Annotated in this window: 20 protein-coding genes and 1 tRNA gene; 12 read left to right on the plus strand and 9 right to left on the minus strand. The window is 51.5% G+C overall.

The window, feature by feature from the left end; translation table 11 throughout:
* The first annotated feature begins 37 nt into the window (after window positions 1–37).
* A complete protein-coding gene (locus tag SH668x_RS02590) occupies window positions 38–1,441 on the plus strand; it encodes a sulfatase (protein WP_437187136.1) in 1,404 nt (467 codons plus the stop codon).
* A gap of 50 nt (window positions 1,442–1,491) precedes the next feature.
* On the opposite strand, the gene SH668x_RS02595 is transcribed toward SH668x_RS02590, so the two are convergent.
* Window positions 1,492–1,908, minus strand: coding sequence for a c-type cytochrome (locus tag SH668x_RS02595; RefSeq protein ID WP_437187137.1), 417 nt, complete (start codon window positions 1,906–1,908; stop codon window positions 1,492–1,494).
* Between the two features lie 280 nt (window positions 1,909–2,188).
* On the opposite strand from SH668x_RS02595, the gene SH668x_RS02600 reads away from it, so the two are divergent.
* Window positions 2,189–2,650: a RidA family protein gene (locus SH668x_RS02600; protein WP_437187138.1), complete on the plus strand. Its 462-nt coding sequence runs from the start codon at window positions 2,189–2,191 to the stop codon at window positions 2,648–2,650.
* 165 nt (window positions 2,651–2,815) lie between these two features.
* On the plus strand, window positions 2,816–3,727 hold the full coding sequence (sucD, locus tag SH668x_RS02605; protein ID WP_437187139.1) for a succinate--CoA ligase subunit alpha: 912 nt from the start codon (window positions 2,816–2,818) through the stop codon (window positions 3,725–3,727).
* Window positions 3,728–3,822: 95 nt separating this feature from the next.
* Here sucD and SH668x_RS02610 read toward each other — a convergent pair whose 3' ends face one another.
* From SH668x_RS02610 to SH668x_RS02620, 3 genes are all read right to left on the minus strand, one after another.
* The gene (locus SH668x_RS02610) at window positions 3,823–5,286 is read right to left on the minus strand and encodes a DMP19 family protein (RefSeq protein ID WP_437187140.1); all 1,464 of its coding nucleotides are present in this window, start codon (window positions 5,284–5,286) and stop codon (window positions 3,823–3,825) included.
* A 171-nt stretch (window positions 5,287–5,457) separates the two neighbouring features.
* Window positions 5,458–6,732: a fibronectin type III domain-containing protein gene (locus SH668x_RS02615; RefSeq protein WP_437187141.1), complete on the minus strand. Its 1,275-nt coding sequence runs from the start codon at window positions 6,730–6,732 to the stop codon at window positions 5,458–5,460.
* A gap of 175 nt (window positions 6,733–6,907) precedes the next feature.
* A complete protein-coding gene (locus SH668x_RS02620; protein WP_437187142.1) occupies window positions 6,908–8,473 on the minus strand; it encodes an Rne/Rng family ribonuclease in 1,566 nt (521 codons plus the stop codon).
* A 1,135-nt stretch (window positions 8,474–9,608) separates the two neighbouring features.
* On the opposite strand from SH668x_RS02620, the gene SH668x_RS02625 reads away from it, so the two are divergent.
* Window positions 9,609–10,760: an SDR family oxidoreductase gene (locus tag SH668x_RS02625; RefSeq protein ID WP_437187143.1), complete on the plus strand. Its 1,152-nt coding sequence runs from the start codon at window positions 9,609–9,611 to the stop codon at window positions 10,758–10,760.
* Window positions 10,761–10,946: 186 nt separating this feature from the next.
* Here the strand turns inward: SH668x_RS02625 and SH668x_RS02630 are convergent.
* A tRNA-Leu gene (locus SH668x_RS02630) sits at window positions 10,947–11,031 on the minus strand.
* 883 nt (window positions 11,032–11,914) lie between these two features.
* Between SH668x_RS02630 and dnaN the strand changes: the two genes are divergently transcribed.
* From dnaN to SH668x_RS02655, 5 genes are all read left to right on the plus strand, one after another.
* Complete coding sequence (dnaN, locus tag SH668x_RS02635) at window positions 11,915–13,030, plus strand: DNA polymerase III subunit beta (RefSeq protein WP_437187144.1); 1,116 nt, start codon at window positions 11,915–11,917, stop codon at window positions 13,028–13,030.
* A gap of 64 nt (window positions 13,031–13,094) precedes the next feature.
* Complete coding sequence (locus SH668x_RS02640; RefSeq protein ID WP_437187145.1) at window positions 13,095–13,445, plus strand: DUF721 domain-containing protein; 351 nt, start codon at window positions 13,095–13,097, stop codon at window positions 13,443–13,445.
* A 98-nt stretch (window positions 13,446–13,543) separates the two neighbouring features.
* Window positions 13,544–16,045, plus strand: coding sequence for a DNA gyrase subunit B (locus SH668x_RS02645; RefSeq protein WP_437187146.1), 2,502 nt, complete (start codon window positions 13,544–13,546; stop codon window positions 16,043–16,045).
* Window positions 16,046–16,166: 121 nt separating this feature from the next.
* A complete protein-coding gene (locus tag SH668x_RS02650) occupies window positions 16,167–17,504 on the plus strand; it encodes a sirohydrochlorin chelatase (RefSeq protein WP_437187147.1) in 1,338 nt (445 codons plus the stop codon).
* Between the two features lie 37 nt (window positions 17,505–17,541).
* On the plus strand, window positions 17,542–18,084 hold the full coding sequence (locus SH668x_RS02655; RefSeq protein ID WP_437187148.1) for a hypothetical protein: 543 nt from the start codon (window positions 17,542–17,544) through the stop codon (window positions 18,082–18,084).
* A gap of 78 nt (window positions 18,085–18,162) precedes the next feature.
* On the opposite strand, the gene SH668x_RS02660 is transcribed toward SH668x_RS02655, so the two are convergent.
* The 3 genes from SH668x_RS02660 to SH668x_RS02670 form a co-directional block, all read right to left on the minus strand.
* Window positions 18,163–18,987: a DUF1559 domain-containing protein gene (locus SH668x_RS02660; protein WP_437187149.1), complete on the minus strand. Its 825-nt coding sequence runs from the start codon at window positions 18,985–18,987 to the stop codon at window positions 18,163–18,165.
* A gap of 252 nt (window positions 18,988–19,239) precedes the next feature.
* A complete protein-coding gene (locus SH668x_RS02665; protein ID WP_437187150.1) occupies window positions 19,240–20,148 on the minus strand; it encodes a DUF58 domain-containing protein in 909 nt (302 codons plus the stop codon).
* A 28-nt stretch (window positions 20,149–20,176) separates the two neighbouring features.
* On the minus strand, window positions 20,177–21,244 hold the full coding sequence (locus SH668x_RS02670) for an AAA family ATPase (RefSeq protein ID WP_437187151.1): 1,068 nt from the start codon (window positions 21,242–21,244) through the stop codon (window positions 20,177–20,179).
* A gap of 230 nt (window positions 21,245–21,474) precedes the next feature.
* Between SH668x_RS02670 and SH668x_RS02675 the strand changes: the two genes are divergently transcribed.
* From SH668x_RS02675 to SH668x_RS02685, 3 genes are all read left to right on the plus strand, one after another.
* On the plus strand, window positions 21,475–21,708 hold the full coding sequence (locus SH668x_RS02675) for a DUF485 domain-containing protein (protein ID WP_437187152.1): 234 nt from the start codon (window positions 21,475–21,477) through the stop codon (window positions 21,706–21,708).
* The gene (locus SH668x_RS02680; protein ID WP_437187153.1) at window positions 21,705–23,657 is read left to right on the plus strand and encodes a cation acetate symporter; all 1,953 of its coding nucleotides are present in this window, start codon (window positions 21,705–21,707) and stop codon (window positions 23,655–23,657) included. Before SH668x_RS02675 ends, SH668x_RS02680 begins: the two co-directional genes overlap by 4 nt.
* 488 nt (window positions 23,658–24,145) lie before the next feature.
* Window positions 24,146–25,390, plus strand: coding sequence for a hypothetical protein (locus SH668x_RS02685; RefSeq protein ID WP_437187154.1), 1,245 nt, complete (start codon window positions 24,146–24,148; stop codon window positions 25,388–25,390).
* A gap of 371 nt (window positions 25,391–25,761) precedes the next feature.
* Here SH668x_RS02685 and SH668x_RS02690 read toward each other — a convergent pair whose 3' ends face one another.
* On the minus strand, window positions 25,762–26,787 hold the full coding sequence (locus tag SH668x_RS02690) for a sugar phosphate isomerase/epimerase family protein (RefSeq protein ID WP_437187155.1): 1,026 nt from the start codon (window positions 26,785–26,787) through the stop codon (window positions 25,762–25,764).
* Between the last annotated feature and the right edge of the window lie 200 nt (window positions 26,788–26,987).

Genomic DNA, 26,987 nt, shown 5'->3' on the forward strand with positions numbered 1-26,987 from the left:
CTGTTTTTATTTCACAACAACAAGCGGAAAGCTAACGATGCTTCGCTGGACAACATCTTTACTCCGGTTTTCACTCGCGGTGATGGCGACATGCACCGTGATGACGAACTCCTTCATTCAGTCAGCGGAACCCAAAAGACCCAACGTCTTGTTCATTGCGGTCGACGACCTGAATCATTGGGTCGGGTATCTCGGACGAAATGGACAAACCAAAACCCCTCACATCGATCGACTGGCCAAACTGGGAACCCGATTTACTCATAGCTACTGCGCTGCTCCAGTTTGTAATCCTTCGCGTGCTGCTGTGTTGTCTGGACTTCGTCCGGGCACCTCGGGAGTCTACGACAACAACGACGATTCACGTCTTTCGATTTCACAAGATCTCCCACTGACCACGACGTTCAGAAATTCCGGCTATGAAGTACTGGGAGCGGGGAAGATTTATCACGGTGGCTATGCCCGGTTTAACGAATGGGACCACTACGACCGCAACGAAGGTGTCGATCCAAAACCGACGGGCGACACCGGCATCGGAGGGATCAAGTTCGCCCCCCTCGACTGCAATGACGAAGATCTGCGTGAATGGAAAATCGTTCAATACGGTATCGATGAACTCGGCAAGGAGCACGACAAACCATTCCTGTTGACCATCGGTTTGCACAAACCACACATGCCGTGGAATGTGCCGCAAAAATACTATGACATGCACCCGCTGGACAGCATCAATCTGCCACCGATTCAGGAGCACGACCTGGATGATGTCCCAGCATCCGGGATCAAGATGGCTGCTCCGCAACGAGACCACAAGATGGTGCTCGAGTCCGGCCGATGGAAAGAAGCAATTCAGGGATATCTGGCAGCAGTGTCTTACTGTGATGCGATGGTCGGACGCTTGATCGATGCCTATGAAGCGTCACCCGAGCGAGACAACACAATCATCGTTTTCTGGGGGGATCATGGCTGGCATTTCGGTGAGAAAGAGCATTGGCGGAAGTTTGCTCTCTGGGAAGAATCGACTCGCGCTCCGCTGATCTGGGTTGTTCCCGGATTGACTCCACCGGATTCGGTCTGTGATCGCACCGTCGATTTCATGTCGATTTACCCGACTCTCACCGATCTGTGCGGGATTCAGAAGCCATCGCACGTCGAGGGAGATTGCATCCGGGCGCTGCTGACTGACCCGAAATCGGAATGGGACATTCCGGCAGTGACGACGTACGGGCAGAACAATCACACGGCCCGTTCGGAGGGATGGAGGTACATTCGTTATGCGAATGGAGACGAAGAACTTTATGACGAAACGAACGACCCGTACGAGTGGACCAATCTCGCGAACGACCCGCAGCATGACCACATCAAAGCAACGTTGAGCCAGCACTTCCCAAAGACAAACGTCCCAAGAATCGGCAAGAAGAATGAAAAAGGAGCAGATCAGGAATAGTCCCTGAACGCTCCTCTGAGTCAGATTTCAATTTGCGCGGCCTACAGACGCTACTTCAACGTGTTCAGATAGGCCGCAATTGCATTTGCGTCCTCTTCAGTCATGCGGAAGGGAGGCATTGGAGCACGGGGAACTGTTCCATTGGGGTTCTTCCCCGTCTGAAGGAACGCCACAAATTTGTCATTTCCCCATCGAAGTCCGACTGAGCGCAGGCTGGGAGCCTGGAATCCCCAGATTTTGTTCTTGAACGGAGACTGCACCGGGAGCGCAGCCCCTGCAAGAAGATGTTCATCCAGCTGAAGTTCCCCGTCATGATCACGTGGAGTGTGACATTGCACGCACATTGCGACGTGATGGACAAGGTACTCTCCCCGAGCTTTCTGGGCGTCGGCGTCAGTCTCTGCGCCGAAACTCAACTGAGGGACCACCCAAAGCGCCAGAAGACTTAACCCGAAAACGCCTCGCATCCGTACTTCTCCTGCGGTAGAAAATCTTAAATCGCCTGATCTCATTCAGTGCCCAACAGCAACACATGCAGATGCATCGTTGCATTTCCGGATTGTACACATCCATTTCTCAAGAGACATTCGGATCGGCCGTTTTTGTTGGAATTCCAAATTGTTGGAGTCCGCATGCCATCGCCCGACTAATGACTCCACCGATCAGATGAAGTAAGGTGAGCAGCGGGACAGTGCTTACGGATTCCTGACTGTCCAAACCGATCCATCCAGATTGTGAAAGAGAACCATGAGTGCCGAAGCACGTTTGCTTGAACTGAAACTCGAACTGCCACCCGTTCCAAAAGCAGGCGGAATTTATAAGGCAGTCGTTCATCACGGCAATTTGATCTATGTTTCTGGCCATGGTCCGCTGCGGACTGATAAATCGCTGATCACAGGCAAAGTCGGGCTGGATCTCACAGAGGAGCAGGGAATTGAAGCCGCTCGCCAGACCGGCCTGACGATTCTCGCGACGCTCCGCGCGCATTTGGGAAGCCTGGATAAAATTTCCCGCGTGATCAAACTCCTCGGTATGGTGAATTCCGTGCCGACTTTCGAACGCCACCCGACCATCATCAATGGTTGCAGCGAACTGTTCCGTGACTTATTCGGCGAAGATGGAGTCGGAGCGCGCAGTGCTGTTGGAATGGGATCATTACCTGGGAATATCGCCGTGGAAATCGAAGGAATTTTCGAAATTCGCGAGTAAATTCACGAAGTCAATCTCTGGTGAGTTCAGGACATTTTCTCATCAGACCGTTTACATGGCTTCCGTCGAGTTAGCGTCTCTTTTACACTGAAGTCGTTCGTGACTTCGCAACATATTCCTGTCCAACTTCGGACGTTTCCCGCAGATACTGGCAGTCGGTAACTCATGGCCATTCTCGTAGACAAGTCGACCAAGTTCATCACTCAGGGAATCACTGGAAAAGCTGGTCTTTTTCACTCGCAGAAATGCCGTGAATACGCCATCGAACATCGTCCCGGCGAGGAAGTCATCGTCGGTGGGGTGACCCCAGGTAAGGGTGGCGAAACAGTCGACGGTTTCCCAGTTTTCGATTCCGTTGAAGAAGCGGTTCGCAAAGCAGGCGCCAACACATCTCTGATCTTCGTTCCACCTCCATTCTGCGCAGACGCCATTATGGAAGCGGCAGACGCTGGCATTCGCCTGATCGTCGCCATTACCGAAGGTGTTCCTGTTCTTGATATGGCCAAGGTCAAGCGATTCCTCGAGTCACGACCAAACGTCCGCCTGATCGGCCCGAACTGCCCCGGAATCATTACTCCAGGTGTGGCGAAGATCGGCATTATGCCCGGTTATATCCACAAGCCCGGAAACGTCGGTTTGATCTCCAAGTCAGGAACGTTGACTTACGAGGCAGCATGGCAGCTGGGAAATGTTGGACTCGGCCAATCGACAGCTGTCGGGATCGGTGGTGACCCGATCATCGGAACCACCTACATCGATCTCCTCAAGATGTTCGAAGAAGACCCCGAGACAGATTCCATTCTCGTCATCGGGGAAATCGGTGGAGACGCCGAAATCAAGGCGGCAGAATACATTCGGGATCACGTGACCAAGCCAGTCGCTGCGTTCATCGCTGGGGCAACAGCTCCTCCAGGAAAGCGCATGGGACACGCAGGAGCGATCATCTCTGGTGGAAGTGGAACAGCTGCCGAGAAGCAGGCTGCCCTTGAAGCTGTCGGTGTCGTGGTTGCACAGAGCCCAGCCGACATGGGAAGCGCAGTGCAACGAGCCATCGCTCAGCACAAGAGCAAGAAGTAAACATCCCCGGGTGTTGATCAAGTCCAAAGAAAACGGCTGTCGCAAAGTGTGTGCGACAGCCGTTTTTCTATTTCGGTCGACTTGAATGAAGACCGCTATTCCGTGCGACCTTCTGTTTCGTCCTTTTCGGCTCCGTCGACAACGCCTGCTGCTTCGTCACTCTCCATCGCGGCTTCATACTTCGCCAGCAAGTCACGAAACACCTGTTCGTTCTTCAGGATGTATCTGGTCACATAAACCGCAAATTGTTCGCCACTCTCTCCGAGGAGTTCATCCGCCTCTTCGAACGGATCCTCTTCAGAATCCGTCATTCGGCTTAACATCTCGACTCGAGTGTCGAAGTCCGTTGGTGGACCACGGCGACCAAACTTTGCAGTCGCCGCATCGAAAGCAACTGCCGTTTTCTCCAATCCAATAGCAGCTAAATCTTGACGGGCCTGTTTCCACGAATCCGCATCTTCACTTCTGAAGTAGTCCTGGAAGGAACCATACGTGAGAGAGTCATCCAAAAGACGTAACCTGACAACGAGTTGAATAGGATCAGGCATCTCCTGAAACGATTCGCCGTCTTCGAAGTAGTAGATTGCAACCTGTATGTTATCAAAGCCTCGGTTGGCCAATAGTCCGCGCGCTGCTCCACTTGCGACTTCCGAGTCTTTGGAATCCATGAGTGTCTCGAGGAGTTCGCGGTCCTCCGGATTCTTGTGCGCTCCTAGTAAGACCAACGCGTCCTCCAGACTCGTCGAAAAGTCGTAATCCGCCGAAAGGGGGCGAAGTTCCTCAATGAGTTTGATGAGCTTCTCTCGAGGAATTGAAGTCTCGGAATACAGAAAAGCAGAAAGTACATCCCCAAGAATCTCCGACTCCACAGAGAAACTTTTTGCGTCGAGAAGCAGCTCAATCGCACGATCCTGATCGAGTTTCAGCAAGATTTCCGGAATATTCGAGTAGACCTCGGCATTTCCCATGATCTTAACCAGTAATGGAAAAGCCGCTTCGACGACAGTTTCATCAATCGTTTCGACGTAACTGAGAGCCTCCAGTCCGTCGACAACAGCGTTGAGGACATCAGGTGATTCATCATTGAGCCCCTGTGTGATGTAGGGAACACTGGCAGCACTTCCCGTCGATGCAATCCTTTCCATTGCAATACTTCTCACGTCAGTTGAGGAGTGGTCAACAAACGGTGCCAGATGTTCAATCAGCAAAGCAGGGTCTGCACCTTCCAAAAGATCGCAAGCCCAACTCAATGGCGTTTCCCAACTCCCATTATTCAAGCGGGTGAGCCGGTGGTGATGTTCGGAATTTTTCAGAATCTCAAACAGAGGAGCATGAACCTTCTCACCGAGTGAGTTCAATGCTACACGCTGCAGATATCCGTCGTCATAACTTTTGCATTCAAGAAGATACCAGCGTACCAACGATTGAATCTGAGCATCGTCCCAGGTACTGGCAATCTCAGCGACCTCCTCGTGTTTATCCCAGTAATCTCCAGTGTTTGACCACTTCTCCGGAGCAACAGTGAGATCCACTGGAAGAGTCTGACGAACCTCCTCCATTCCAGCTTCCATCCCAGCCAGCAAAGCTAGCAGCAATATAGCGACCAATTTATAGCCCTCTCAGAATCAATCGTTCATTACAACCATCGATTGCATCGAGCAACGAGAACGTTTGAGTTCCCCGAGCTGATCCCTTCGATGGCCGTCGCGAGCAGACTGCTATCGTCAACATTATCCGCGACGCGATGCCCGTTTACTGAATGTATGACAGACATCAGCAACCTGTCCATTGAAATCAAGAGCCACATGGAAACGATCATCTCCTTCGAGGCGATGCACGGTGATGTGATTCGCACTACTCACCCTTGCAAGATATGGCCGCAATTCGGGTTCATTGAGTGGTCGTAGTTGTCCCCATGACCCATCTCCCAAATAGAGCACTCCGTTTTTGTCATGGAGACCATCAGTGAGTGGATGCGTCCGCTTGAAAGTATGGTCGTGATGCTCCAGCACGAGATCGACCTTGTACTTTTCAAACAATGGGCACCAGTGCTTTCGTTGACTGGAACCGGTTCCGGGTGCTCCATCTTTTCCTTCGGGAACCCGGTAAGAAGGATAGGCTGGAACATGGCCTGCCACGATCAGGTGCTGACGATCTGCTCGATCCTTCAGTGCTGACTCCAGCCAATCTGTCTGCTCACCAGCGACAGGACACAAATGTCCTGTATCGAGTAGCACCAGACTTAGATAGTCCCCAATATCGAGCACGCCGTAAGTTCGTTCTGGAAAGAAGCCGTCAAAGAAACTCAGATACTGAGGAGAACGGCTTCGATCTGTCGTCACTCCTTCCACTTCGTGATTGCCAATACAGGTAATCATCGGGATGGTACGACCAGCGGAATCGACCATCGAGGAATGATAGTTTCTCAGAAACTTTGTAAAGGTGTCTGGAGACTTCCCGTTGTCGTAAGCAAGGTCACCGCCAATTAAAGCGAATCGAGGATCCTGCATGGCTGCGATTGCATTGACCTTGCGGCAGGCGCTCCCCGTTCCACAGTCCCCCCCGGAGACCCATTGAATCGTATCGGTCGCGTGAGAGGGCATCGTGCGAAACTTCCGAACCTCGGTCGTCCCGCTGACACGAAATTGATAGTCGGTGTTCGGCTGTAATCCCTCCACTTCCAGACGATGCAGCTTGTGATCAGTCTTCTGATAAGGACGAAGCTGCGTGACATAGCGAGTCTTCAGATCCTTTCCGACTTCGTCGACGTAAATTGCTCCGTTCGCTGGTGTGTCGAGATCCAGCCACTGAAACGTCATTGTTGTCGTAGGGTCTTTTTGCCAGGTCAAAATCAGCGTATCGGGAGCCAGTCTGACATTGGGGTCATTCGAGTGAGCGTGAGCTGAGTTTTCTCCGGTCACGTTACGGTTGCAGCCAATCAGATCGAGAGCGGACGCAGCAGCGATCCCAGAGAGCGACGCACCTAAGAATTCTCGACGCTTCATACGGCAATCCCATCACATCTGATCGAACCAGTTACGATATCGTTATCACAATCACCATGTAATTTCAGGTGCGGATGACGTCAACCCCATCCTAAATTGGATTACATTTTCAAAAGAAAATGCCTGAATCAAATCATGATTCAGGCATTCAAAACGATGGATACCAGTTGCTTCGCTATGCAGGGAAATCAACACCCTTGAGCGGAACTCCCAGTTTGTTAAAGCACTTCACAACGAGGTGAGACGGATTGACCGTCGCGCCTGTTTGAACACGTACCAGGACGCCGTACTTCTCTTCCAGATTTGTCAGTTCACGACGCTTCTTGTTGATTAAGTAATCTGCGACTCGCTGATGAACTTCCAGGCGAACCTCAGCGACTTCTGGCAGTGAAGCGGACAACATCAGCGAACGCACCACTTCGATCGCCATGCTTTCGGCTGTCTTTACCTGAGCACTTCCATTGCAGCATGGGCAATCTTCATATGTGCTGCGACGAAGCGACGGGCGAATACGCTGGCGGGTCATTTCGATCAGACCGAAAGGACTGATCCGAAGCACCTTGGTGCGGGCTCGATCGCGCTCGACACAGGCGCGAAGCTTGCGTTCTACGCCACGTCGATGTTTCTCATCCCGCATATCGATGAAGTCGTTGACAATCACTCCACCGAGATCGCGGAGACGAATTTGGCGTGCGATCTCTTCAGCTGCTTCTAGGTTGACGTGATAGGCTGAACGCTCAGCGTCATCATTTGAACGAGAGCTTCCGCTGTTCACGTCGATGGCAACCAAAGCTTCAGTCTGATCGATGACCAATGATCCACCGGACTTGAGTGGAACGCGTCGGCTCTGAATGCGTTCAATCTCGTCTTCAATGTTGTACTTATTGAAGAGCGGTTCTTTTCCATCGTAGAACTGCACTCGATCAACATGCTTTGGAAGCACCACCTTCATGAACTCGCGAGCCTTTTCAAAGGCGACTGGCTCATCGATATGAATCGCTTCGATGTCGGTGTGGTAGATATCCCGGATTGTCCGGGTGATCATGTCACTCTCTTCGTAGATGTCGACAGGCGATGGAGTATTCCCCAATCGTCGAACGATCGTCTTCCACAAACGGAGCAGGTAGTTCATATCCCGCTGAAGATCTTTTTCGGTTCGATCAACACCGGCGGTACGAATGATGAACCCGAGACCAGCAGGCGGACTAAGTGCTTTCAGGATCTTGCGCAGATTGCGACGAACATCCTCATCTTCGATCTTGCGGCTGATTCCCAATCTGTTCAGACCTGGCATCAGCACGAGATAGCGACCGGGAATGCTGATGTATGTCGAAAGGGTCGGTCCTTTGTTTCCGATCCCCTCTTTAATGACTTGAATCAGAACTTCGCTGCCACGCTGAAAGATTTCCTGAATGGGGGGCTTATTACGTGAGCTACGTTCGTTGAGTTTGGAGTTTCTCCCCTTCTCAACTTCGTTGCGTTCCCGTTCATCGAGCAGATGCTTGTAGTACTGATATTCCACGTCGCTGACGTGAAGAAAGCCGTTTCGTCCGACTCCGAAGTCGACAAAGACAGCTTGAATACTTGGCTCGATATTGACTACGCGACCCTTGTAGACGTTTCCGACGTACGCTTCAGCACTGGATCGTTCGACATAGAGTTCTTCCAGAACTCCATCTTCAACAATTGCAATTCGACTTTCTTCTGGCTGAAGCACATTGATCAGCATTTCTTTTTTCATGGATCTCTCTTCGTCTGTAGGGACGAACAGGATGCATCTTGCACAAGGCGGCGGTCTCCCTAGCGGCTGCTGTTTCGCAAACAAATCGAAAATCGATTGCGGCCATGTCTCTCCCAGCTGCAAAGCTGAATTCTGGAGAGAGTCTCATGGATCCGAAGGGTTGTCGGAGTAACGCTCCAAAGACACGAATCGTTAGTGCAGATCCGGTTGAGCCGACAACAGATGGCGAAAAATCAGTCTGAATTCCTGGAAGAGTCGTTAACTGACAAACCGGCTGAGAAATCTGGGAGCACCGTGCAGCATCCCACGAGGAAGCCAGTTCAGTCGCGATTTGTCCGAGAAGACGGGGTCCGTTCACGCAAGCGTCGGCACTTCCATTGACTCTTAAGTTCAAGTGGGCCGAGTTGGGACGGGTGCCGTGATACACTCTGGTCTAACCCTGAGAAAATTGAAGGTTTTATAGGCAAACAGTTGTTTCGGTCTGACCGCGAGCGTTGAGATTCAAGAGAAATTGCCCGCGGAGCAGGAGTCCATACAAGTTAATAGAATCATGCTTGCAACGCCAAGGTCCAATCGATCGGAATCGCGGGAAATCAAATGAGATTTGGCGATTGCGTCAAAACCCCGGACTCCCTTTTTGAAAAATCACAAAAAAAATATACGCAAAACTATCCAAGACCGAAAATTTCCCTTATGGTACTTTTTACAAGCGTCATTCCTGCTTTGGAGGCAGGTAGACTTGAGTAGAACTTACTCCGCTTGAAAGAATTACGTCCAATTCGGGTGCCGCTGCATACTATACGCTATACTCGCAGCAATAATCAGGGACTACCCAACAGTCTTGAAAGTTTAGTTGCGCCTACTTTCGACCGTGATTGGTGGATGCTGGTCAAAACACTCTTGACCACCCCCTACTTGGACTCGAAAATCAATTCGAGTGTGCCAGTAGTAATGTTCATTGCCATGCCTACTAAAATTTCAGGGTGACTTTGGCACCTCCGACGCAAATCGGCCCACCCGCAATTTCGCTTCACCATTCGAAATGAAACCGAATTTCGAAGTCATGCGAGTTCAGCCAATCGAAGCGAAATTCAATCGCTAGGCATCATCGAAATCCAGAGAGAATACACGAACTATGGGACATGTCTTGCTGACCGGCGCCACCGGTTTACTTGGCCGATACCTCATGAAAGACCTCCTCAGCCAGGGAGTCGACATGGCGGTTCTCGTTCGTCCTAGCCGTCGAAACAGTCCACACCAGCGCATCGAAGCAGCAATGCAAGTCTGGGAAAAGGAACTCAATCGTTCTCTTCCACGACCTGTTGTGCTCTGTGGGGATATCATCAGCCCGGATCTCGGTTTGACTGGCCCGGAACTAAGCTGGGCGTCCGAGAACTGCACTTCAATTATCCACAACGCTGCAAGCCTCTCTTTTGTCAGCACCGGTAAAGACTCCGAACCCTGGCGTTCCAATGTCGGCGGTGTCCAGAATGTCCTCGAATTCTCTGAGCAAGCTGGCATCGAGAACTTTTTCCATGTGTCGACAGCTTACGTCGCAGGAAAACGTGATGGACTCGTCTACGAATCAGAACTCAATATGGGGCAAGAGTTTGCAAACCCATACGAGGAGAGCAAAGTCCAAGCTGAGGAGTTGGTTCGATCCGCAAACCACATCAAGTCTCTGACTGTATTTCGTCCCGCCATCATCGTCGGTGACAGCCAAAGCGGATTGACGTTCACTTACCATAACTACTACGCAATGCTTCAGTTGGGACTGACATTGTCGCAAAGCCTGGGTGTCCAGGACTTCACAGGGAAGATGCTTTCAAGCTCATTCCAGATCAACGTTGAAGGCTACGAGTGCAAGAATCTCGTGCCCGTCGACTGGGTTTCGGAAGCGATGGCCCGAATTTTCACCACTCCCGAACTCCACGGCCAGACATACCATCTGACCCCTCGAGTCCCAATCACTGTTCGGCTGATCAAAGATGTGATCGAAGAAATCGTTGGAATGTATGGAGTGATGTTCTCTGGTGTGAACGGCACTGTCGGCGGCGGCGAGATTGGCGAACTCTTCATGAAACACATGGAGGTTTACCACTCGTATTGGAAGGACGATCCGAAATTCGATTCGTCCAATACGATTGCAGCCTTGCCAGATCTCCCTTGCCCATTGGTCGATCGCCAGATGCTGAAGCAACTTTCAGAGTTCGCGATCAATCACAGCTTCAACTGGCGCGACCCACGAGTCGAAGTCAAAGAGCCTGCTCTGTTGAGCGCCTCGTAGAACTGTTAATGCGACTAACGTCTGTCAAAGCCCGTGCAATTCATTTTGCACGGGCTTTTTGCATTCAGCCACAAGAGTTCGCCACGCTGTCCGGGGCAAAGTTGAGACGCTTCTCTTGTACGTGTTGTCGACTTCATACGACAAATAAAAAAGGCCCCTCGTCTTGAAGACAAGGGGCCTTTTGAGTGCGGTCGAGAGGAGTCGAACCTCCACGTCCTTATCGGACACAAGAACCTGAATCTTGCGCGTCTGCCAATTCCGCCACGACCGCGGCGAGAGCAGAGTGTATCCAAACATTGTGACTGGTCAACTCTGTTTGAACATTCAAGGCGAGACTCAGTCGCCAACAATCCATAGATGGCCTGAGTATCCAAACCACTTCAGAAGGTAACTCGCGAGACAAATACCCAACGATGCCTTCGAGTTGACTTTTAAAATTTTCAACTGATCCGGAACGCACTCACTCGAATCGAATCTCGTGACTGACGTTGCTTCCGATTTGAATCGGCGGCAGAAGGGGAGCCTGGACCAACCTCTCCAATGCGAATTCTGCTCAATTTCGCATCAACCGAGACTCCCGCCTGCGAACGCAACTCTCCCACTTGAGCATTTCCCAAAATTCCCCGAGAGATTGAGAACAAAGTCTCTACAATGATTTGAATTTACCCGAAAGTCGCAATATTTTCTCGCGAGTACCTTGTCTTCCAAATTTCCTATTCAAAACAGAGTCACCAATCTTCCAAACACATTCAATGCGTGTACTTTACCTAGACACCTTATTTTCCTGTCGAATGGACTCCACAAATCCATGCAGTTGCTGCGTGATTTGGCGTCGACAACTCGTTGATATCGTGTGGGCATTTCTGTTGCCAAATTAAGCCCCGACGAGCACGAAAATCACGTCTGTTGAGAACTCCTTTTTTCTCCAGAGTGTCTCCACGTATTTCGCACAATTCACAAACAGGTTATCGACGCGAAATCACATCACTCGAAATTCGTGCAACCTGAAGCAGAATTGATGCTTAGATACGTCGAGTAGCAGTTCCGAAACCACTCATCATCGACTATGATACGGTTACTGATACCTTCTCTTTTGAGAATGGTCCAAGGGGCCGTTTTGGTCTATCGCGTTGTTCAAAGAGTGGTTGTCACCCATGAAACTCAGCTGTCCCCGCAATGTACTGCAGGCTGCCTTTAGCATTGTCAGCGGCGTTGTTCCTCAACGCTCTCCCAAAGAGATCCTTAGGAATGTGAAACTGACGCTTGCTGACGGGAAAGCCACCCTTCTTGGAACAGATGAAGAGGTCGGCATCCGCTACGAGTTGGCAGACGTCGTCACCGAGTCAGTCGGAGAGGTGTTGCTTCCAACTCAGCGAGTGAACGCCATTCTGCGTGAAGTGCAGGACGACACGATTCAGATCGAAGTCAATGAAGAAGCTTTGTGGATTCGCACATCCAATAGCGAATTCCGTTTGAGTGGTGAAGATCCCGCCCAGTTCCCAACTGTCGCGAAGTTTGAAGACAACGACTACTACGTGCTCTCCGGAAAAGCGTTGAAGCAGGGGATTCATCGCACCCTGTTTGCAACGGACACAGAAAGCACTCGTTACGCTTTGGGCGGAGTGCTGCTTGAACTGGATGCTGAGCATCTGACTCTGGCTGCCACAGATGGTCGACGACTCGCTGTCGTCAAAACAGGATGTGGAGCTCATGGAACTGTCCAGGAAGAAGCTGGGCAGCCTGTCATCCCCGCGAAAGCGATGTCTTTGATCGAGCGTTCAATCCACGATGAAGATCAGGAAGTGCATCTCGCGATTCACCCGCATCACGTTCTCGTTCGAAGTGGATTGTCTACGATCTATGCCCGTCTGGTCGAAGGACGATTCCCGAGATATCAGGACGTGATTCCACAAGATTGTGAAATCAAGATCGAGTTCGTCGTCGGACCATTTCTGTCTGCTGTTCGTCAGGCGATGATTGTGACGAACGAAGAAAGCCGCGGAGTCGATTTCGCGTTCAACGAGGGAACACTCACTCTGACCAGCCTTGGGCAGGACGTGGGATCTTCTCGAATCGAATTACCTGTCAGTTTCGAGGGGGCGGCGTTTACTGTCACCTTCGATCCTCGTTTCGTGCAGGAGTTCCTGCGGGTTCTGGAACCTGCAGGTCCTGTGACATTGAGTCTTGTCGACAGCAATAGTGCTGCTGTTTTTCAGGCTGATGGAAACTACACCTACGTTGTGATGCCTTTAGCACGTGACGATCGGTAGGCGTTGATTTTCGCGAATCGAACGCGTCGATCTGTTACGGTGTTCCTGTACGGAAGGAGTCGCGATGCCACTTGGCCCCAAAGAACGAAGTCGCCCGTACGATACGAGCGAGCCGGATACGTTGAATTCGGTCCTTTCGAAGCTCTTCGCCGCGAAAGGGTATGGTCGGGTCCAAGGGGATCGGCAACTCCACGAAATCTGGCGAAAAGTGGCGGGTGAAGACCTGTCTCGCGAGACAAAAGTGTTGAGTTTGAAAAACGGAGTTTTGCAGATTGGTGTGTCGAGCTCTGCGTTGATGAGCGAACTGGCTGCGTTTGGCAAACAGGAATTGCTCGAGCGTCTTCAGAGTGATCATGCTGATTTGCGCATCAAGGATCTCAAGTTTAAGCGGCGAGGAGATCTGGGAGTGCGTTAGTGATTGAGAATTGATGATCCTGGAGACCAGCGAGTCCAACCAGGATCATCACGTTTCACCGTTCCCGGATGACTGAGCACGATTTCATTGGAAGACTCATGAGTACGAATCCAAAACCCGTTTCCGAAGATTACAGTGCCGATACGATTCAGCATCTGAAGGGGATCGACGGAATTCGGCATCGTCCCGCGATGTACATCGGGGGAACTGACCTCGCTGGCCTGCATCATCTGGTCTACGAGGTGACCGATAATGTGCTGGATGAGTACGCCAACGGCTTCGCTTCGGTGATGAACGTGCAGATCAATGGCGATGGTTCTGTGACCGTCTCTGACGATGGCCGCGGGATTCCCGTTGATCTGATGAAAGAGACTGGCAAACCTGCTGCGGAAGTGGTGTTTACCGAGATTCACGCTGGAGGAAAGTTTGACCGCAAAGCGTATGCGGTCGGAACCGGAGGTCTCCACGGCGTTGGTGTGACTGCTGTGAATGCCTTGAGCGAATGGCTCGAAGTCGAAATCTGTCGGCAAGGGTTTCAGTACAATCTGGAATTCGCCAAAGGACGCCTCAGCTCTCCGTTGACGAAGGGGGCAGAGACAACCCGAACAGGAACGAAGGTGACGTTCAAACCGGACGGCACCATCTTCCCGAACACCGTGTTCAACTATGACACCATCCACAAGCGTTTGCAGGACTATGCGTTCCTGAATGGTGGAATTCATATCAACGTTCAGGATGAGCGGAGCGGCCAGTCGGACTCCTTCTGCTACCAGGACGGCTTGGCTGAATTCGTGAAATGGATCAATCGAACCGAGACACCGATTCATCCAGATGTCATCCGAATTGAGGGTGTCATTGATGCGGTTCAAGTCGACATCGCATTGCAATGGAATGAAGGGTACTCGGAAGCTGTCCGTTGTTTTGCGAACGGTATTTCCAATTCCGAAGGGGGAACTCACTTCTCCGGCTTCAAGACAGCGTTGACTCGCTCTCTGAACAACTATGGAAAAGCTCACAACCTGTTCAAGGATATGAATCCATCCGGGGACGATTTCCGAGAAGGTCTCGCTGCTGTCGTTACCGTTCGTATTCCAAATCCACAGTTTGAAGCTCAAACCAAGATCAAGCTGACCAATCCTGAAGTTGACGGAGCGGTGAACTCGATTGCGGGCGACGTGCTCACGAAGTTCCTCGAAGAAAACCCATCGATTGCCAAGAACATTTGTCAGAAGGGGCTTCGTGCTGCTGAGGCTCGCGAGGCTGCTCGTAAAGCGAGAGATATGGCTCGCTCCCAGAACAAAGTTTCTGGAGGGGGACTCCCAGAAAAATTAAGAGACTGTCGAAATCACGGTCTCGATGTTTCTGAACTGTACCTCGTGGAAGGGGACTCGGCCGGTGGTTCTGCAGACCAGGGCCGAGACTCAGCAACGCAGGCGGTGCTTCCACTTCGAGGAAAGATTCTGAACGTCGAAAAGGCGCAGATCCTCAAAGTGCTTGCGAACACAGAAGTCACAGCCCTTTTCAAAGCGATTGGAATTCTTCCATTGGCTGAAGAGGTGGACGTTGCGAAGCGTCGTTACGGCAAGATCATTCTGATGACCGATGCCGACGTCGACGGTTCTCACATTCGAACCCTGCTGCTGACATTCATCTTCAGGCATATGCGGGAACTGCTGAAGCAAGGGTGCGTTTATGTTGCCCAGCCTCCGCTGTATCGCGTGATCGCTCGTGGTAAGAAGCCGCGATACGTTCAGACGCATGAAGAAATGATGGATGAATTGCTCGGAATTGGAATCGGGGGAGCATCTCTCGTGATTCATCCACGTGAGAGCCTGATTGGCTCCACGACGGTTGGGACAATTGACCGGCGTGAAATTTCAGGCGAACAGTTGTTGGATCTGGCAGAGGCTTTGGATGGACTGGCAGAGCCCATTGAATCCCTGGAACGCCGAGGAATTTCTCTGCGTCGAATGGCAATCGAGCACACGACGGCTGACGGAATGTTGCCTCGGTTCAGAGCATTTCGCGGAACGACAGAAAGCTGGTTTGCGACTCGTGAAGAACTGGACGCCTATATCAGCGAACAGAAATTGACCGAAGTGTCGGAGACTCCTGCAGCTCCAGTCGACGGTGCGGCTGAAGGCCCTGACGCATCGGTACCCGATACCATTACGAAGTCGGATTTGTTCGAAGTTCGTACGATCAATCAAGTGCTGAAAGCTTTGCAGGAGAAATTCCAGCTTTCGTTGAACGATCTGATCGCTGCTCCACCGAAAAACGCGGAGCAGGTTTATCCTTACGAGATCATCGGGCACAGTGCTCCACGTCGTCTCCTCAGCCTGCGTGAACTTGTTCCTGCGTTACGCGAGCTCGGGGCGAAGAGTTTGACGTACACCCGGTTCAAAGGACTGGGTGAAATGAACCATGATGAATTGGCGGTGACCGCTATGGAACCCGCAACTCGATTGCTGAAGCGGGTCACATTGGACGATGCAGCGGCAGCCGAGGAAATCTTCCGCGTCCTGATGGGGGATCACGTTGAACCACGACGAGAGTTCATCGACAAGCATGCCTTGGATGTCAAAGATCTGGATATCTAATGTGAGACTCATGAAACAGAGTCTTCTGTGGATGATTCGGTGAGAATTCTGAACGCCTGTCTTTCGAAGAGATTCTTTCGATAGCAGGCGTTCTTCTTTGGGCTGTGAGTAGGAATTCGAGATGTCACCAACAGGAAGTGGAGCCACACTACTCTGGTTTCGGGATTTCCATGTTGAGTGGTCCGAAACTGAGGTTGCTGCGTTGTGTGAAAGCCTGCGACGTCGATTGGGTGATCTGGTGTTATCTGTTCACGGGGATCATCATCCACTCTCGATGCGGATAGAAGAAGGCCAACGGCAGGGGCGAAACAGATTCGTCGTTCTTCCTGTGGGTGTTCTGCCAGTTCCAGAATTCGGCGAGATTCGTCGGACGATCGAGTGGGCCAGGAAGCAGTGGCCAGAGATCAGCTTCGAGATTGCACCGGCATTGAAATGGATTGACATCGCAGCCTGGATAAGAGCGACTGTCGTCGACGAATTGAAGCTGTCTGAACATTCCGCAGAAGCGACCAAAGTCGTGCTTGTCGGGGAGGGGAGTGAATCTCCACTTGCGAATACCGATGTCGCAAGGCTGGCATTTCTGGCTTTACAGGAGAGTTCTTTTCGCGATGTGCAGGCTGCCTTCCTGAATGCGGCGCGTCCGAGTCTCGACGAACTCATGAGCGATGCTGAAGAATGCGAAGAACAGCAATTTATTGTTCCCTGGGAGATGACTCAGAATGAGTTGGAATCACTCGATCAACTATTGTCAGATTCGCCTGCCCGGATTGTTCGAATGTCGCTGACCCATTCTGTCATGGTGAATCTGCTGGTGGCTAATCGGTTGACTGCAATTCCTAGTGAGGATTACTTCCACTCGGACAACCAGTCGATTCGCGATGAATCATCGAGTTTCCTGACCGATGAAGAATGGTACGAGTTGCAACGACTCGAGCGTCGTATCGAATCGATGTTGCCTTCCGAGTATCGCGGGGCGCTCGATACTGTGGCTCCGACCTCGATGGGATCGGCCCAGTTGAACTCTGATGAATTCGGTGTTGTGGAATGGGATAAAATCTGGACGAGTTTTTGTGATCTCGCACTTGCTGGTGGCCCTCCGCATCGTGGGAAACTCCTCGAAGCAGTCCCGTCCTACGACGCCCTTGCCCAGCCTGAACGGTACGCGCAAGTTGTCGAAGAAATCGAGAGGGGGATCAGGTTGGTGACTCAACTTCCAACCTTTCGAAGTCCTGTCGCTGGCTGGATTGGAATTCGCTGCCACAGTGAGGAGATGGCTGCCTGGTTGATGCGGGCGATCATTGTGGAAAACGTGATGGTTCGCCGTGAGGGGGTGAATCTGTTTCTTCCCGCAGGCCCAGAGTTCGCGGTGAAGAAGGAAATTAAAAACGTGATCACCTCTGTGGCAAAGACCGTCCATTACTGGTCGTCGCATCTCAAATCCCGCAATCGGGTACGATGATCGATTTCTGTATTCCGTATAGCGTTCGGGGGATGTCGTGATTGTTGCACAGACAGTGCTGGGAAACCTTGACGATCCCCAGTGGCGACAGCGAATCGCTCTTGGGACTGTCGATCATCTGGAGTTGAATCCAGTGCAGGGAGTTCGCAGCGGACTTCAGAAGACAACTGATTCCGGGCTTGCGATTACACTGTCTTTTGACAGGCGAATTCAGCTTCGCGATGGAGATGTGATTGATTGGGATGCTGTTCAGAAGCGGGGAATCGTCCTGAAGATGACGCTTCCGGATGTGCTCATCGTCGAACTCGCGGAATTGCAGACTCGTTCGATTTCCGAAGGGTTGGAAGTGTGTTTTCAATTAGGGGTCGCGATTGGAAATCAGCACTGGCCATCGCTGGTCAAAGACAAGAAGGTCTTTGTTCCCTTGTCGGTGGATCGAAGTTTGATTGGCGACATGTTGCGGGACTTCGCCAGTGCTGGAATGACGTACCGCATCGCATCGGGGATCGATCTGCTCGGAGAGTTGTTACCGTATGAAGCACGGCGTCTATTTGCTCAACAATCGACTTCCCCACACTGATTGGCGTTGAAAGAATAAAAAGAGCCATCAACCTCATCGGTGAATGGCTCTTTGGAATTCAGATCGATACGAGGGGGATTAGAATTCTGGAACAGGTTTTCCATCTTCTCGATTTGTGAGAAGCGAGTAGATCTCCAAGTCGAGATCATTTGAAATCGCACGAACCGATCCATCACAGAATAGAAAATGTGTCATTTCTTCATGTGGTGAACTGACATCACGATGGTCACTCTCGTCGCTGTTCAGGGAATGGCCAGACTGAAAGAGTGTGAGATAAGCACCATCATCATCTGGATCTTCGGGATTTTGAACGACACCCGCCCAAATGGTGCTTGGATGAGGTGTTTCAGTTCCCTCTTCGGGACGTTCCCAATTTGCTCGTTCACTTGTCATGACGGTATTCGATGTTCCATCCGTAATGTCTCGAAGGCGAATGTTGGAGTTTCTGAAGAAGATCCCCAAACCTTTCTCCGGACTTTCGATCATGTCTGGTGGACCAAAGTTGCCGACGTAGGATGACATGGCAAAACGAATTTCTTGGTCTGATGGTTCGTAAAAATTCTTTGTCGAATAGTTGTCAAGCGGACAGATATAGTGCTGGATGTGTGTTTCTCGAACCTTTTGATTCCGGGAATCGGTCAATGGGCGATTGAAGTTGTATTGGTTATAGAGGGGAGCTTGGTCCATGAACGGAGTCAACGCCAAGCCCCAGCCATTTCCGTTCAGGTTCGCTGGCTCGCCGTCGATCTTGCCTTGTTTATAGATATAGCCCGGAGGAAAACAATTAAAGACGTCGTGGTAGTTATGGAGTGCCAGACCAAACTGTTTGAGATTGTTTTTACATTGCGATCGCCGCGCTGCTTCACGTGAGTTTTGGACCGATGGCGAGAATAACCCAATCATGAGCACTCCAATGCTCATAACAACAACGACATCTACGACAGTAAATGCCAGTTTTCTTTGAAAACGCTGAGACATTTAAGTGACCCCAATGCGTGTGAGGCAGGCTCTGTTTTGTGTGCCAGTTTGTTATATTAACGTGTCTCAATGGAACAGGCCAGCGGCACCGCGTGAGAGAGCCAGTACTGCGGGCAAGTCGATGGAGTGCAGTTGAGACCGACAGCGTCCTCAATAATTCATGAATTGAGTTGCACGCTAGCGCTTCGCGCCCATGCCGACGCGGTTGTTCATGTAATGACGCAGAGCGGCGTCTAAAGGGGTACTGCTTCGGATCAACTGGTAATCCACAACGTTCTGAGCGCAGCGTCGACGAAGATCATCGACGAACGCATTCATAGCAGCCAGGTATCCATCTCGAAGTGACCGTGGATCACAGGTGACATCGCCCGAGGATTCGAGCCCTTCAAACTTCGTGGTACCGCTGTACGTAAAGTCGAGTTCTTCGTCGTCCAGAATATGAAACAGCAGGACATCGTGCCCACGTTGTCGGAGGAGCTTGAGCCCTTTGAAGAGATCTTCACGATCGGTGAAGAAGTCTGAGATCAGAACGACCATTCCCTTTTGGGATTTCTCATCAGCAATCTTGCGAAGTGTTCCGAGCATGTCGGTTTTGCGAGTCGGCCTCTCCACTGCAAGCACGGAGAGAATGGAACCCAGATGGTTCTGACTGCTTCTGGATGGAAGTCGCGTTCGAATGTTCTCGTCGAAGATCGAGAGACTGACAGCGTCCTGTTGCCTGAGCAGAAGATAGGTGAGTGCTGCGGCGATTGAACAGGCGTAGTCGAACTTGCTGTTGTCCTTCTTCCCGAACTGCATCGACTCGCTGGCATCGACGACAATCGTCGTGCGCAGGTTTGTCTCTTCTTCGTAGAGCTTGAGATAGTACTTGTCGGTCTTGGACCAGACTTTCCAGTCAACTCGTCGAATATCGTCCCCAGCGACATACTCGCGGTGCTGAACGAATTCGATGGATTGCCCGAAGAAGGGGCTACGATGCTGTCCGGAAATAAATCCTTCGACAACATGCCGGGCCTGAATCTCGAGCCGATTAATCCGGGCCAGGGCTTCCGGAGAGAGTCGGTGTTCGAGATCAGATTTCGACATTATTCATCTCACAGACAAGTCAGAGAGCTTACGAATTCGCATGAGGAGCGGAAAAAATCGCCTTCATGCGGGGATCACTCGTGAGTTCCCCTTCTTTGGAGGGAGTCAGCTCGATGAGCTTACTGATCACGGTATCGGTTGTGATTCCTTCGCTTTCCGCGGAGAAGTTCGTGACGATACGGTGTCGTAGGACTGGAGTCGCAACAGCCTGCAAATCTTCAGCTGCAACGTAGGTGCGGCCCTTGAGCAACGCACGGGTTTTCGCCCCGAGGATCAGATATTGAACCGCACGCGGACCTGCTCCCCAGCTCAGCCATTCGTTCACAAAGCTCGGGACACCTTCCTGGCCAATACGTGTCTGTCGGACCAGTGCGAGGGCATAGTCGACCAGATGATCGGTGATCGGAACTTCTCTTACCAATTCCTGAATACTCAGAATGTCTTCTGTACTGAGAACAGGTGTGATCTCGGTCGATCGGTTCCCTGTCGTTTGCAGGGCGATCAGTTTTTCTTCCTGATAGGAAGGGTAATCGACGAACACTTTGAACATGAAGCGGTCCTGCTGCGCTTCTGGAAGGCGGTAGGTTCCTTCCTGCTCAATGGGATTTTGCGTGGCCAACACGAAGAAAGGGTGAGGCAGTGTATGCCGGGTCATGCCGACTGTGACTTGTCGTTCCTGCATCGCTTCGAGCAATGCGGACTGTGTTTTGGGAGGGGTTCGGTTGATTTCGTCTGCGAGGACCACGTTATGAAACAATGGGCCGCGGATGAATTTGAATTCGCGTTCGCCGGTTTCTTTGTTGGTGGCGAGGACGTCGGTTCCGGTAATGTCCGCGGGCATCAGGTCTGGTGTGAACTGAATGCGGCTGAAACTCATCGACAGGCATTTTGCCAACGAGTTAATCATCAGCGTTTTTGCGAGACCAGGAACACCTTCAAGCAGACAATGTCCACGGCTGAATAGAGCGATCAGCAACTGATCGATGACCTCCGACTGTCCCACAATCACCTTGGACATCTGGTTGCGAATGTCTTCGTAGGCTTTGCCGAGTTTGTCGATCGCAGCCCCAGTGTCGGAGCGATTCAATTCCGTCATGCCTGAACCTCAGAGGATGGACAAAATGAGCAAAGAAGCCTGTGGATATGTTAAGGAGAAAGGTGAACTTGAGCAAAGGGGAATCATTGGTGGAATTTTCTGTGATTGTGTTTTCGTAAGTCGGCGGTTGGACGGGAACTTCTGGTTTGAAAGCCCTCCGTCCCCTGTTCACTTCCTTTGATTACCAGTATCTTCATGTCGGCGATTGTTGATTTAATGAGGTTTGATCAATGTCGAAAAATGCCCGAATCGGGCTTTGGCTGTTCGCAGTCTATCTTCTGCTGTATTCGGGGTTTGTAGGCCTCAATGCCTATTCACCCGCGACGATGGCGCTCACACCCGTACCTGGTCTGAATCTCGCGATTCTCTATGGGTTTTTCCTGATTGTTTTCGCTTTGGTGCTGTCTCTGGTGTACGGATTTCTCTGTCGCCCGGATGGAGATCGACGTGAGGGGCAGCGATGATCTACGAACACAATCTGACTGCGGTCATCGTTTTTCTGACATTTGTCGGGCTGACAATGCTGCTGAGCTTCTATTTGGGAAGCCGGGCGAAGTCGTCTGACGGTTTTTTTACCGCTCACGGGCAGATTCCGTGGTTCATTAACGGAATTGCTTTCGCTGGTGATTATCTCTCGGCAGCCTCATTTCTGGGGATCTGCGGGATGATTGCGTTCTATGGCTACGATGGATTTCTGTATTCCATCGGCTATCTAGCAGGCTGGATCGTTGCGTTGTTTGTGGTCGCTGAACCACTGAAACGACTTGGCAAGTTCACGTTCGCCGATGCTCTCGATGCACGCTTCCAATCTCGCGGGATCAAACTTGCTGTTGGTATCAGCACGCTGGTCGTGAGTGTTTTCTACCTGATCCCCCAAATGGTCGGAGCAGGGGTCCTCGTACAACCGCTCTTAGGGCTTGCTCACTGGCAGGGAGTCACTCTGGTGGGGGCAACGGTGATCGTGATCGTCGTTTCCGCAGGGATGGTCTCGACAACGTACGTTCAGTTTCTCAAAGGAGGGCTGCTTGTTGTCTTCAGTCTGATTCTGACGATCATGATTCTGAGTCAGGGATTGTCAGTGAAGGAAGGGGGCATTGATGAGCATCGTTTCCGTGTGGTCGGTCCGGTCGATGAAGCGGAGCTGAACGACTCCAATTGGACCAGCGACAATTTGAATGGTCACACCACCTTGCGTCTGGATTCTGCGTGGCTGGGACTTCCCTATGTGCGGACGACCGATGATCGCACAGGAGAAACGATTACCTGGAGAATCGAAGATGCTGGCAATGGTCAGGTGATCTTGCGTGAAGCTCAGACAATCTCACGCAATCATGAAGGAAAGATCTTCGTCAACGGACGCCTGAAGGGGCGGAAAAAGGGCGAACCGGAATTGCATCCAGTCGGTTTCATCAGCGAGTTGCCGGGCGGGGAAACAACAACTGGTCCACTGGGGCCTGTTGCATTCTTCCAGAGATTGCACGATAGCAAGGTCGTTCAATGGCCTAGCGAAGTCGTGAATGAAAGCGATGGGACCAAGACGACTGTCTACTATCAGAAAGTGACGTCGGGAAGCGATGTGCTCCTCCCGGGGAACAGTCCGACATTTAAAGGAGTCCGTAGTGAGAAGCACACGGACAAGATCAACTTTATCTCGCTGATGCTGGCCCTGTTCTGCGGAACTGCGTCACTCCCTCACATCTTGATCCGCTATTACACCGTCAAAGATGAAGTGAGTGCCAGGAAGAGTACCATCGTTGGAATTGCAGCGATCGGGTTCTTCTATGTTCTGACGCTATATCTGGGACTCGGAGCGATGGTCAGCGGTGCACTGGATGTCACCGATTCCAACATGGCCGCACCGTTACTTGCGAAAAGTATGAATGAATGGTTGTTTGCCATCATTTCAGCGATCGCCTTTACCACGGTGCTGGGAACTGTGAGTGGATTGATTCTTGCTTCGAGTGGAGCGGTCACGCATGACTTGCTGATCACTGTGTGCGGGTTGAAGCTGAATGATCGTGAACAGGTGCGGATTGCCAAGTTTGCCTCAGTGCTGATCGGTACGATTGCGATCATTCTGGGGATTCTCTTCGAGAAAATGAACGTTGCCTATTTGGTCGGTTGGGCCTTCAGCGTCGCTGCGAGTGCCAACTTACCGTCGCTGGTAATGATGCTCTTCTGGAAGAGGACAACGAAATCTGGGATCATTGCTGCTGTCACGGTGGGCATGGTTTCCTCACTCGCCTGGATCTTGATGAGCGCGGATACCTACCGTAGCGTCTATGGACTGAATCCTCAGGATGCTCCATTCCTCGTTCCGTTCAGCCAACCGGGGATCGTCACCATTCCAATTGGATTTCTGACATTGATTGCTGTTTCCTTGATGACTCGAAAGAGCGAACTGGAAGATTAGCCATCTGCTCAGGGGTGAATGAGAAGTTCGACAACTTCACCCACAGAGTCGAATGCCTCTGGAAGTGAGTCCTTCCAGAGAGTCTTTTATAAAGTCGATGTGTGACTCGAAAAATCCGGGAGCAAGTCCCGACTGGCGGTGATGCTGGTCGGGACTTGTTCTATTTAGACCGTAAGAATTTCTGAAAAGAAATTTTCCAGATCCTCGGAACCATCCTGAATCTGAGGTGTTTTATTCTGTAACAGGGAGCAAAACGGGTATCAAACCAGACTGGTTCCCCTGTTACTGAAATCGGCCATTCAGAACGAGATGGGAACGACCCCATTTGCGTTACTGTCCGGATTCCATTCAAACAAATGGAGTCAGTGGACATATTCAAAAATCGGTCAGGTCAGGAAGGCCTTTTCGACCGACAGGCGATTTCCACGGATGTTTTCTTGAGTTCCGCAGACGCGAAATATCCCCTCAGCGTGATAAGGAGTGACTCCATGCGCTCACCGTTCAGACTCCCGATGTTTGTACTTGGAATGGCTTTCCTGACGACAGGTGCTCAGGCGAATGATGAGATTGTCGTCACAACAGAGCAGCAAAACGCTGTTCATGTTGAGGAGACAACTCAAACTGAGAGGAACTCAAAGGGAGATCAGCCTTTGCGTGAACGCTCAAAGCCCCACGACTCGATGTTCGACCGACTCGATAAAGACAAAGACGGGCAACTGTCTCGTGAAGAGTTCGAAGCGGGATCAAAATCATTCCACCTTCGCCTTCAGACTGCGCATCAGAAATCTGCGCAATCTCGTTCCGGGGAGCGCTCTATCGCGAAGAAAGGGAGATCTCATCGCGGTCCTCATCAGGCGATGCACCGCGGGAAATTTTACCATCAGAGATTTGCACATTCTCCTCGCATGAACGAATACCGTCATCATACGAACGGTGGGCATCGAGGTTACGGTTCGATCAATCGTGGTCATCACGGGGCGAGGAAGTTTGCCTATGGACCATCGATTGAGCATCGTCGGTTCTCGCAGTACGGATCGCATTTCGGGCATGGACATCATCGATCGTTCCAGCATCCTCATTTCGGGCAGCGTGGATTCGGTGGGCATTACGGCTTCCAAAGTCCTCGGCATTACGGTGATTTCAGCTTCGAGCGATCATATCGTCCCGGCGGTCAGTTCAACTTCCAGAGACGACCAACTCGTGATGGTTACGCCGCCCACGGAAAAAATCCTTGGGTCAGAGGAGATCACAAACCAGGTGATCGTCATTCAGAACACTTTGGTGGTCCTCGACCTGAAGCCCGTCCTGAACCAAGAGTGAAGGAAGAAGCAAAGACTCCAAAAGAGAGGCCAGAAGTTCGTAATGAACGTGGACCTCGTGGTGATCGTCATCCCGGCGTTCGACCTGAACAAGGGCCTCCTCGCGGTGAGGCAAGACATTCATCAGGGCCCCGTCCAGAAAGAGGAACCGAAGATCACTCTGAGCGATTTGGTCCACCACAACGTCACGGCGAAGACCGTGAGTTTGGTCCGGGATCTGGTCGTGGTCGAAATCCAGGATTCAACCGACGTCCAGGTGGTGAAAAGAAGCCAGTGAATGCTCAGAAACCTGCGGTCGAAGAACCAGCAGATGAGAGTGCCAATCAAAATGCTGAGAAACCAGAAGATCGGATTTCTTCGCGTCCTCCAGTTGCTCCGCTTCCAGAAATTCTTGTCAGTCTGAACGCTGGCTGATCGCAGATCAGTCGTTCACGTCAACACAGTGCAGGAACGATTTTGAACGGCTCGGATCGTCTCCCTGTGAAATCCGTCGGCTGCAGTTTGCCCCGCAGTCGGCGGGTTTTTATAGAACTCATCTGAGAGTCCCATCGAGTCAGTAACGGACACCCCGCAATTTAAGTTCGTGTCCTCAGGGGATTGGCTCTTCAAATCCTGAATCAATAAGAAACGGCCGCGAACACACAGTTCGCGGCCGTTTCTTTGCTCATGATGAGAACGCCACCTACTCACGCGATCGCAGGGAGAGTCGAGGTGAATCGGGACGAACCCAGATTCACTCCCGGTGTTGATCAATTACGTAATGGCGAACTCATTGTCGATCGAGACTAGTTGGTCCCGTGTGCATCGCGTACTTTGATCATCGAATCCAGGATGGTATTCCATGTGGATGGTGTTTCCAGAAGGGAGTTCGGGAACATGCAACCATCCCAGCAGATGTGCTTGATGCCGCGTTCTTCTGCTCCTTCAAGCCAGTATCCAGAGCACTTCACAATGTCGAGTTTGCCGTTTGGATCGTCGGCTGGACAGTGCTTACCTGTTTTGTCGTGGCTCCCGGTTCCATGCACGCTGCCGTCGTTCTGAGCAACATGGAAATCGATGGTCCACGGACGCAAGGCGTCTGTCATCGTCTTGTAGGCAGCCCAGAATTCTTCATCTGTGTATCCGGGCTTCAGCAGTGCGTGCTCGGGAGCGTTATAGCCCATGAGATAGAGATAGGTGTGGGCCAGATCCGCCTGGAATCCAACGGTCTCAGGCTTACCGACTTCTTCCAGCAAGTCGACCATGTTTTTCCATGAGTGCATCCCTGCCCAGCAAATTTCTCCTTCTGCAGCGAGACGTTCACCGTTGTCGGCTGCAACCTTGGCTGCTTCGCGGAAAGTCTCAGCGATCTTCTTGGTGTTTCCGACGGGATCAGCGTACCAATCGTGTGGTCCTGTCGCTGAGTCGATGCGGATCACACCGTATTGTCGAACGCCGTGCTCATTGAAAATTCGTGCGATGCGGCAGGCCTTTTCGACCGCCAGAACGAACTTCTTACGAGCCTCTGCATCACCCATTGCTGAGTCACCAACGGTTCCCGGCCAGATTGGAGCAACGAGTGATCCGATTGAGAAACCGTAGGAGGCGACCTTGTCGGCGATCGCCTTGATCTCATCGTCACTCGCATCTGGGTCTGTGTGCGGGTGGAAGAGGAAATAGTCGATTCCGTCGAATTTGACGCCATTGACTTCAGCCCCGGCAGTCAATTCCAACATCCGATCCAGAGAGATGGGTGGGTTATCGGTTCCGGCTTCTTTACCGACCAGTCCCGGCCACATGGCGTTATGGAGCTTCGGGGAAGTGTGTGGCATGTCTAAGTTCCTCTGGAAAAGAACGGCTATTGCCGATGAGTTGGATTCAGGTTTGTGAGCATGGACAATTTTGCATGTTTTGTCGACCGAAAAGCGGGTGTTGATTTCTTCGCGGGGTGAGAATTTGAATTGGCGTCCTAGAAAAAAAAGAAGGCGTGTACAAACCGAAGTTCATACACGCCGCGAGTTTTCTATTGCTT

Origin of the sequence: Planctomicrobium mucosum, from assembly GCF_051466335.1 — a bacterium.
Lineage (GTDB): Bacteria > Planctomycetota > Planctomycetia > Planctomycetales > Planctomycetaceae > Planctomicrobium.

What these genes read in the sequence shown, in the direction of transcription:
- SH668x_RS02590 (WP_437187136.1), top strand. Translation starts at nt 38, where the DNA reads ATGCTTCGCTGGACAACATCTTTACTCCGGTTTTCACTCGCGGTGATG.
- SH668x_RS02645 (WP_437187146.1), top strand. Translation starts at nt 13,544, where the DNA reads ATGAGTACGAATCCAAAACCCGTTTCCGAAGATTACAGTGCCGATACG.
- SH668x_RS02665 (WP_437187150.1), bottom strand. Translation starts at nt 20,148, where the DNA reads ATGTCGAAATCTGATCTCGAACACCGACTCTCTCCGGAAGCCCTGGCC.
- SH668x_RS02615 (WP_437187141.1), bottom strand. Translation starts at nt 6,732, where the DNA reads ATGAAGCGTCGAGAATTCTTAGGTGCGTCGCTCTCTGGGATCGCTGCT.
- SH668x_RS02670 (WP_437187151.1), bottom strand. Translation starts at nt 21,244, where the DNA reads ATGACGGAATTGAATCGCTCCGACACTGGGGCTGCGATCGACAAACTC.
- SH668x_RS02610 (WP_437187140.1), bottom strand. Translation starts at nt 5,286, where the DNA reads ATGGAGGAGGTTCGTCAGACTCTTCCAGTGGATCTCACTGTTGCTCCG.
- SH668x_RS02640 (WP_437187145.1), top strand. Translation starts at nt 13,095, where the DNA reads ATGCCACTTGGCCCCAAAGAACGAAGTCGCCCGTACGATACGAGCGAG.
- SH668x_RS02660 (WP_437187149.1), bottom strand. Translation starts at nt 18,987, where the DNA reads ATGATTGGGTTATTCTCGCCATCGGTCCAAAACTCACGTGAAGCAGCG.
- SH668x_RS02680 (WP_437187153.1), top strand. Translation starts at nt 21,705, where the DNA reads ATGATCTACGAACACAATCTGACTGCGGTCATCGTTTTTCTGACATTT.
- SH668x_RS02625 (WP_437187143.1), top strand. Translation starts at nt 9,609, where the DNA reads ATGGGACATGTCTTGCTGACCGGCGCCACCGGTTTACTTGGCCGATAC.
- sucD (WP_437187139.1), top strand. Translation starts at nt 2,816, where the DNA reads ATGGCCATTCTCGTAGACAAGTCGACCAAGTTCATCACTCAGGGAATC.
- SH668x_RS02650 (WP_437187147.1), top strand. Translation starts at nt 16,167, where the DNA reads ATGTCACCAACAGGAAGTGGAGCCACACTACTCTGGTTTCGGGATTTC.
- dnaN (WP_437187144.1), top strand. Translation starts at nt 11,915, where the DNA reads ATGAAACTCAGCTGTCCCCGCAATGTACTGCAGGCTGCCTTTAGCATT.
- SH668x_RS02685 (WP_437187154.1), top strand. Translation starts at nt 24,146, where the DNA reads ATGCGCTCACCGTTCAGACTCCCGATGTTTGTACTTGGAATGGCTTTC.
- SH668x_RS02675 (WP_437187152.1), top strand. Translation starts at nt 21,475, where the DNA reads ATGTCGAAAAATGCCCGAATCGGGCTTTGGCTGTTCGCAGTCTATCTT.
- SH668x_RS02620 (WP_437187142.1), bottom strand. Translation starts at nt 8,473, where the DNA reads ATGAAAAAAGAAATGCTGATCAATGTGCTTCAGCCAGAAGAAAGTCGA.
- SH668x_RS02595 (WP_437187137.1), bottom strand. Translation starts at nt 1,908, where the DNA reads ATGCGAGGCGTTTTCGGGTTAAGTCTTCTGGCGCTTTGGGTGGTCCCT.
- SH668x_RS02690 (WP_437187155.1), bottom strand. Translation starts at nt 26,787, where the DNA reads ATGCCACACACTTCCCCGAAGCTCCATAACGCCATGTGGCCGGGACTG.
- SH668x_RS02600 (WP_437187138.1), top strand. Translation starts at nt 2,189, where the DNA reads ATGAGTGCCGAAGCACGTTTGCTTGAACTGAAACTCGAACTGCCACCC.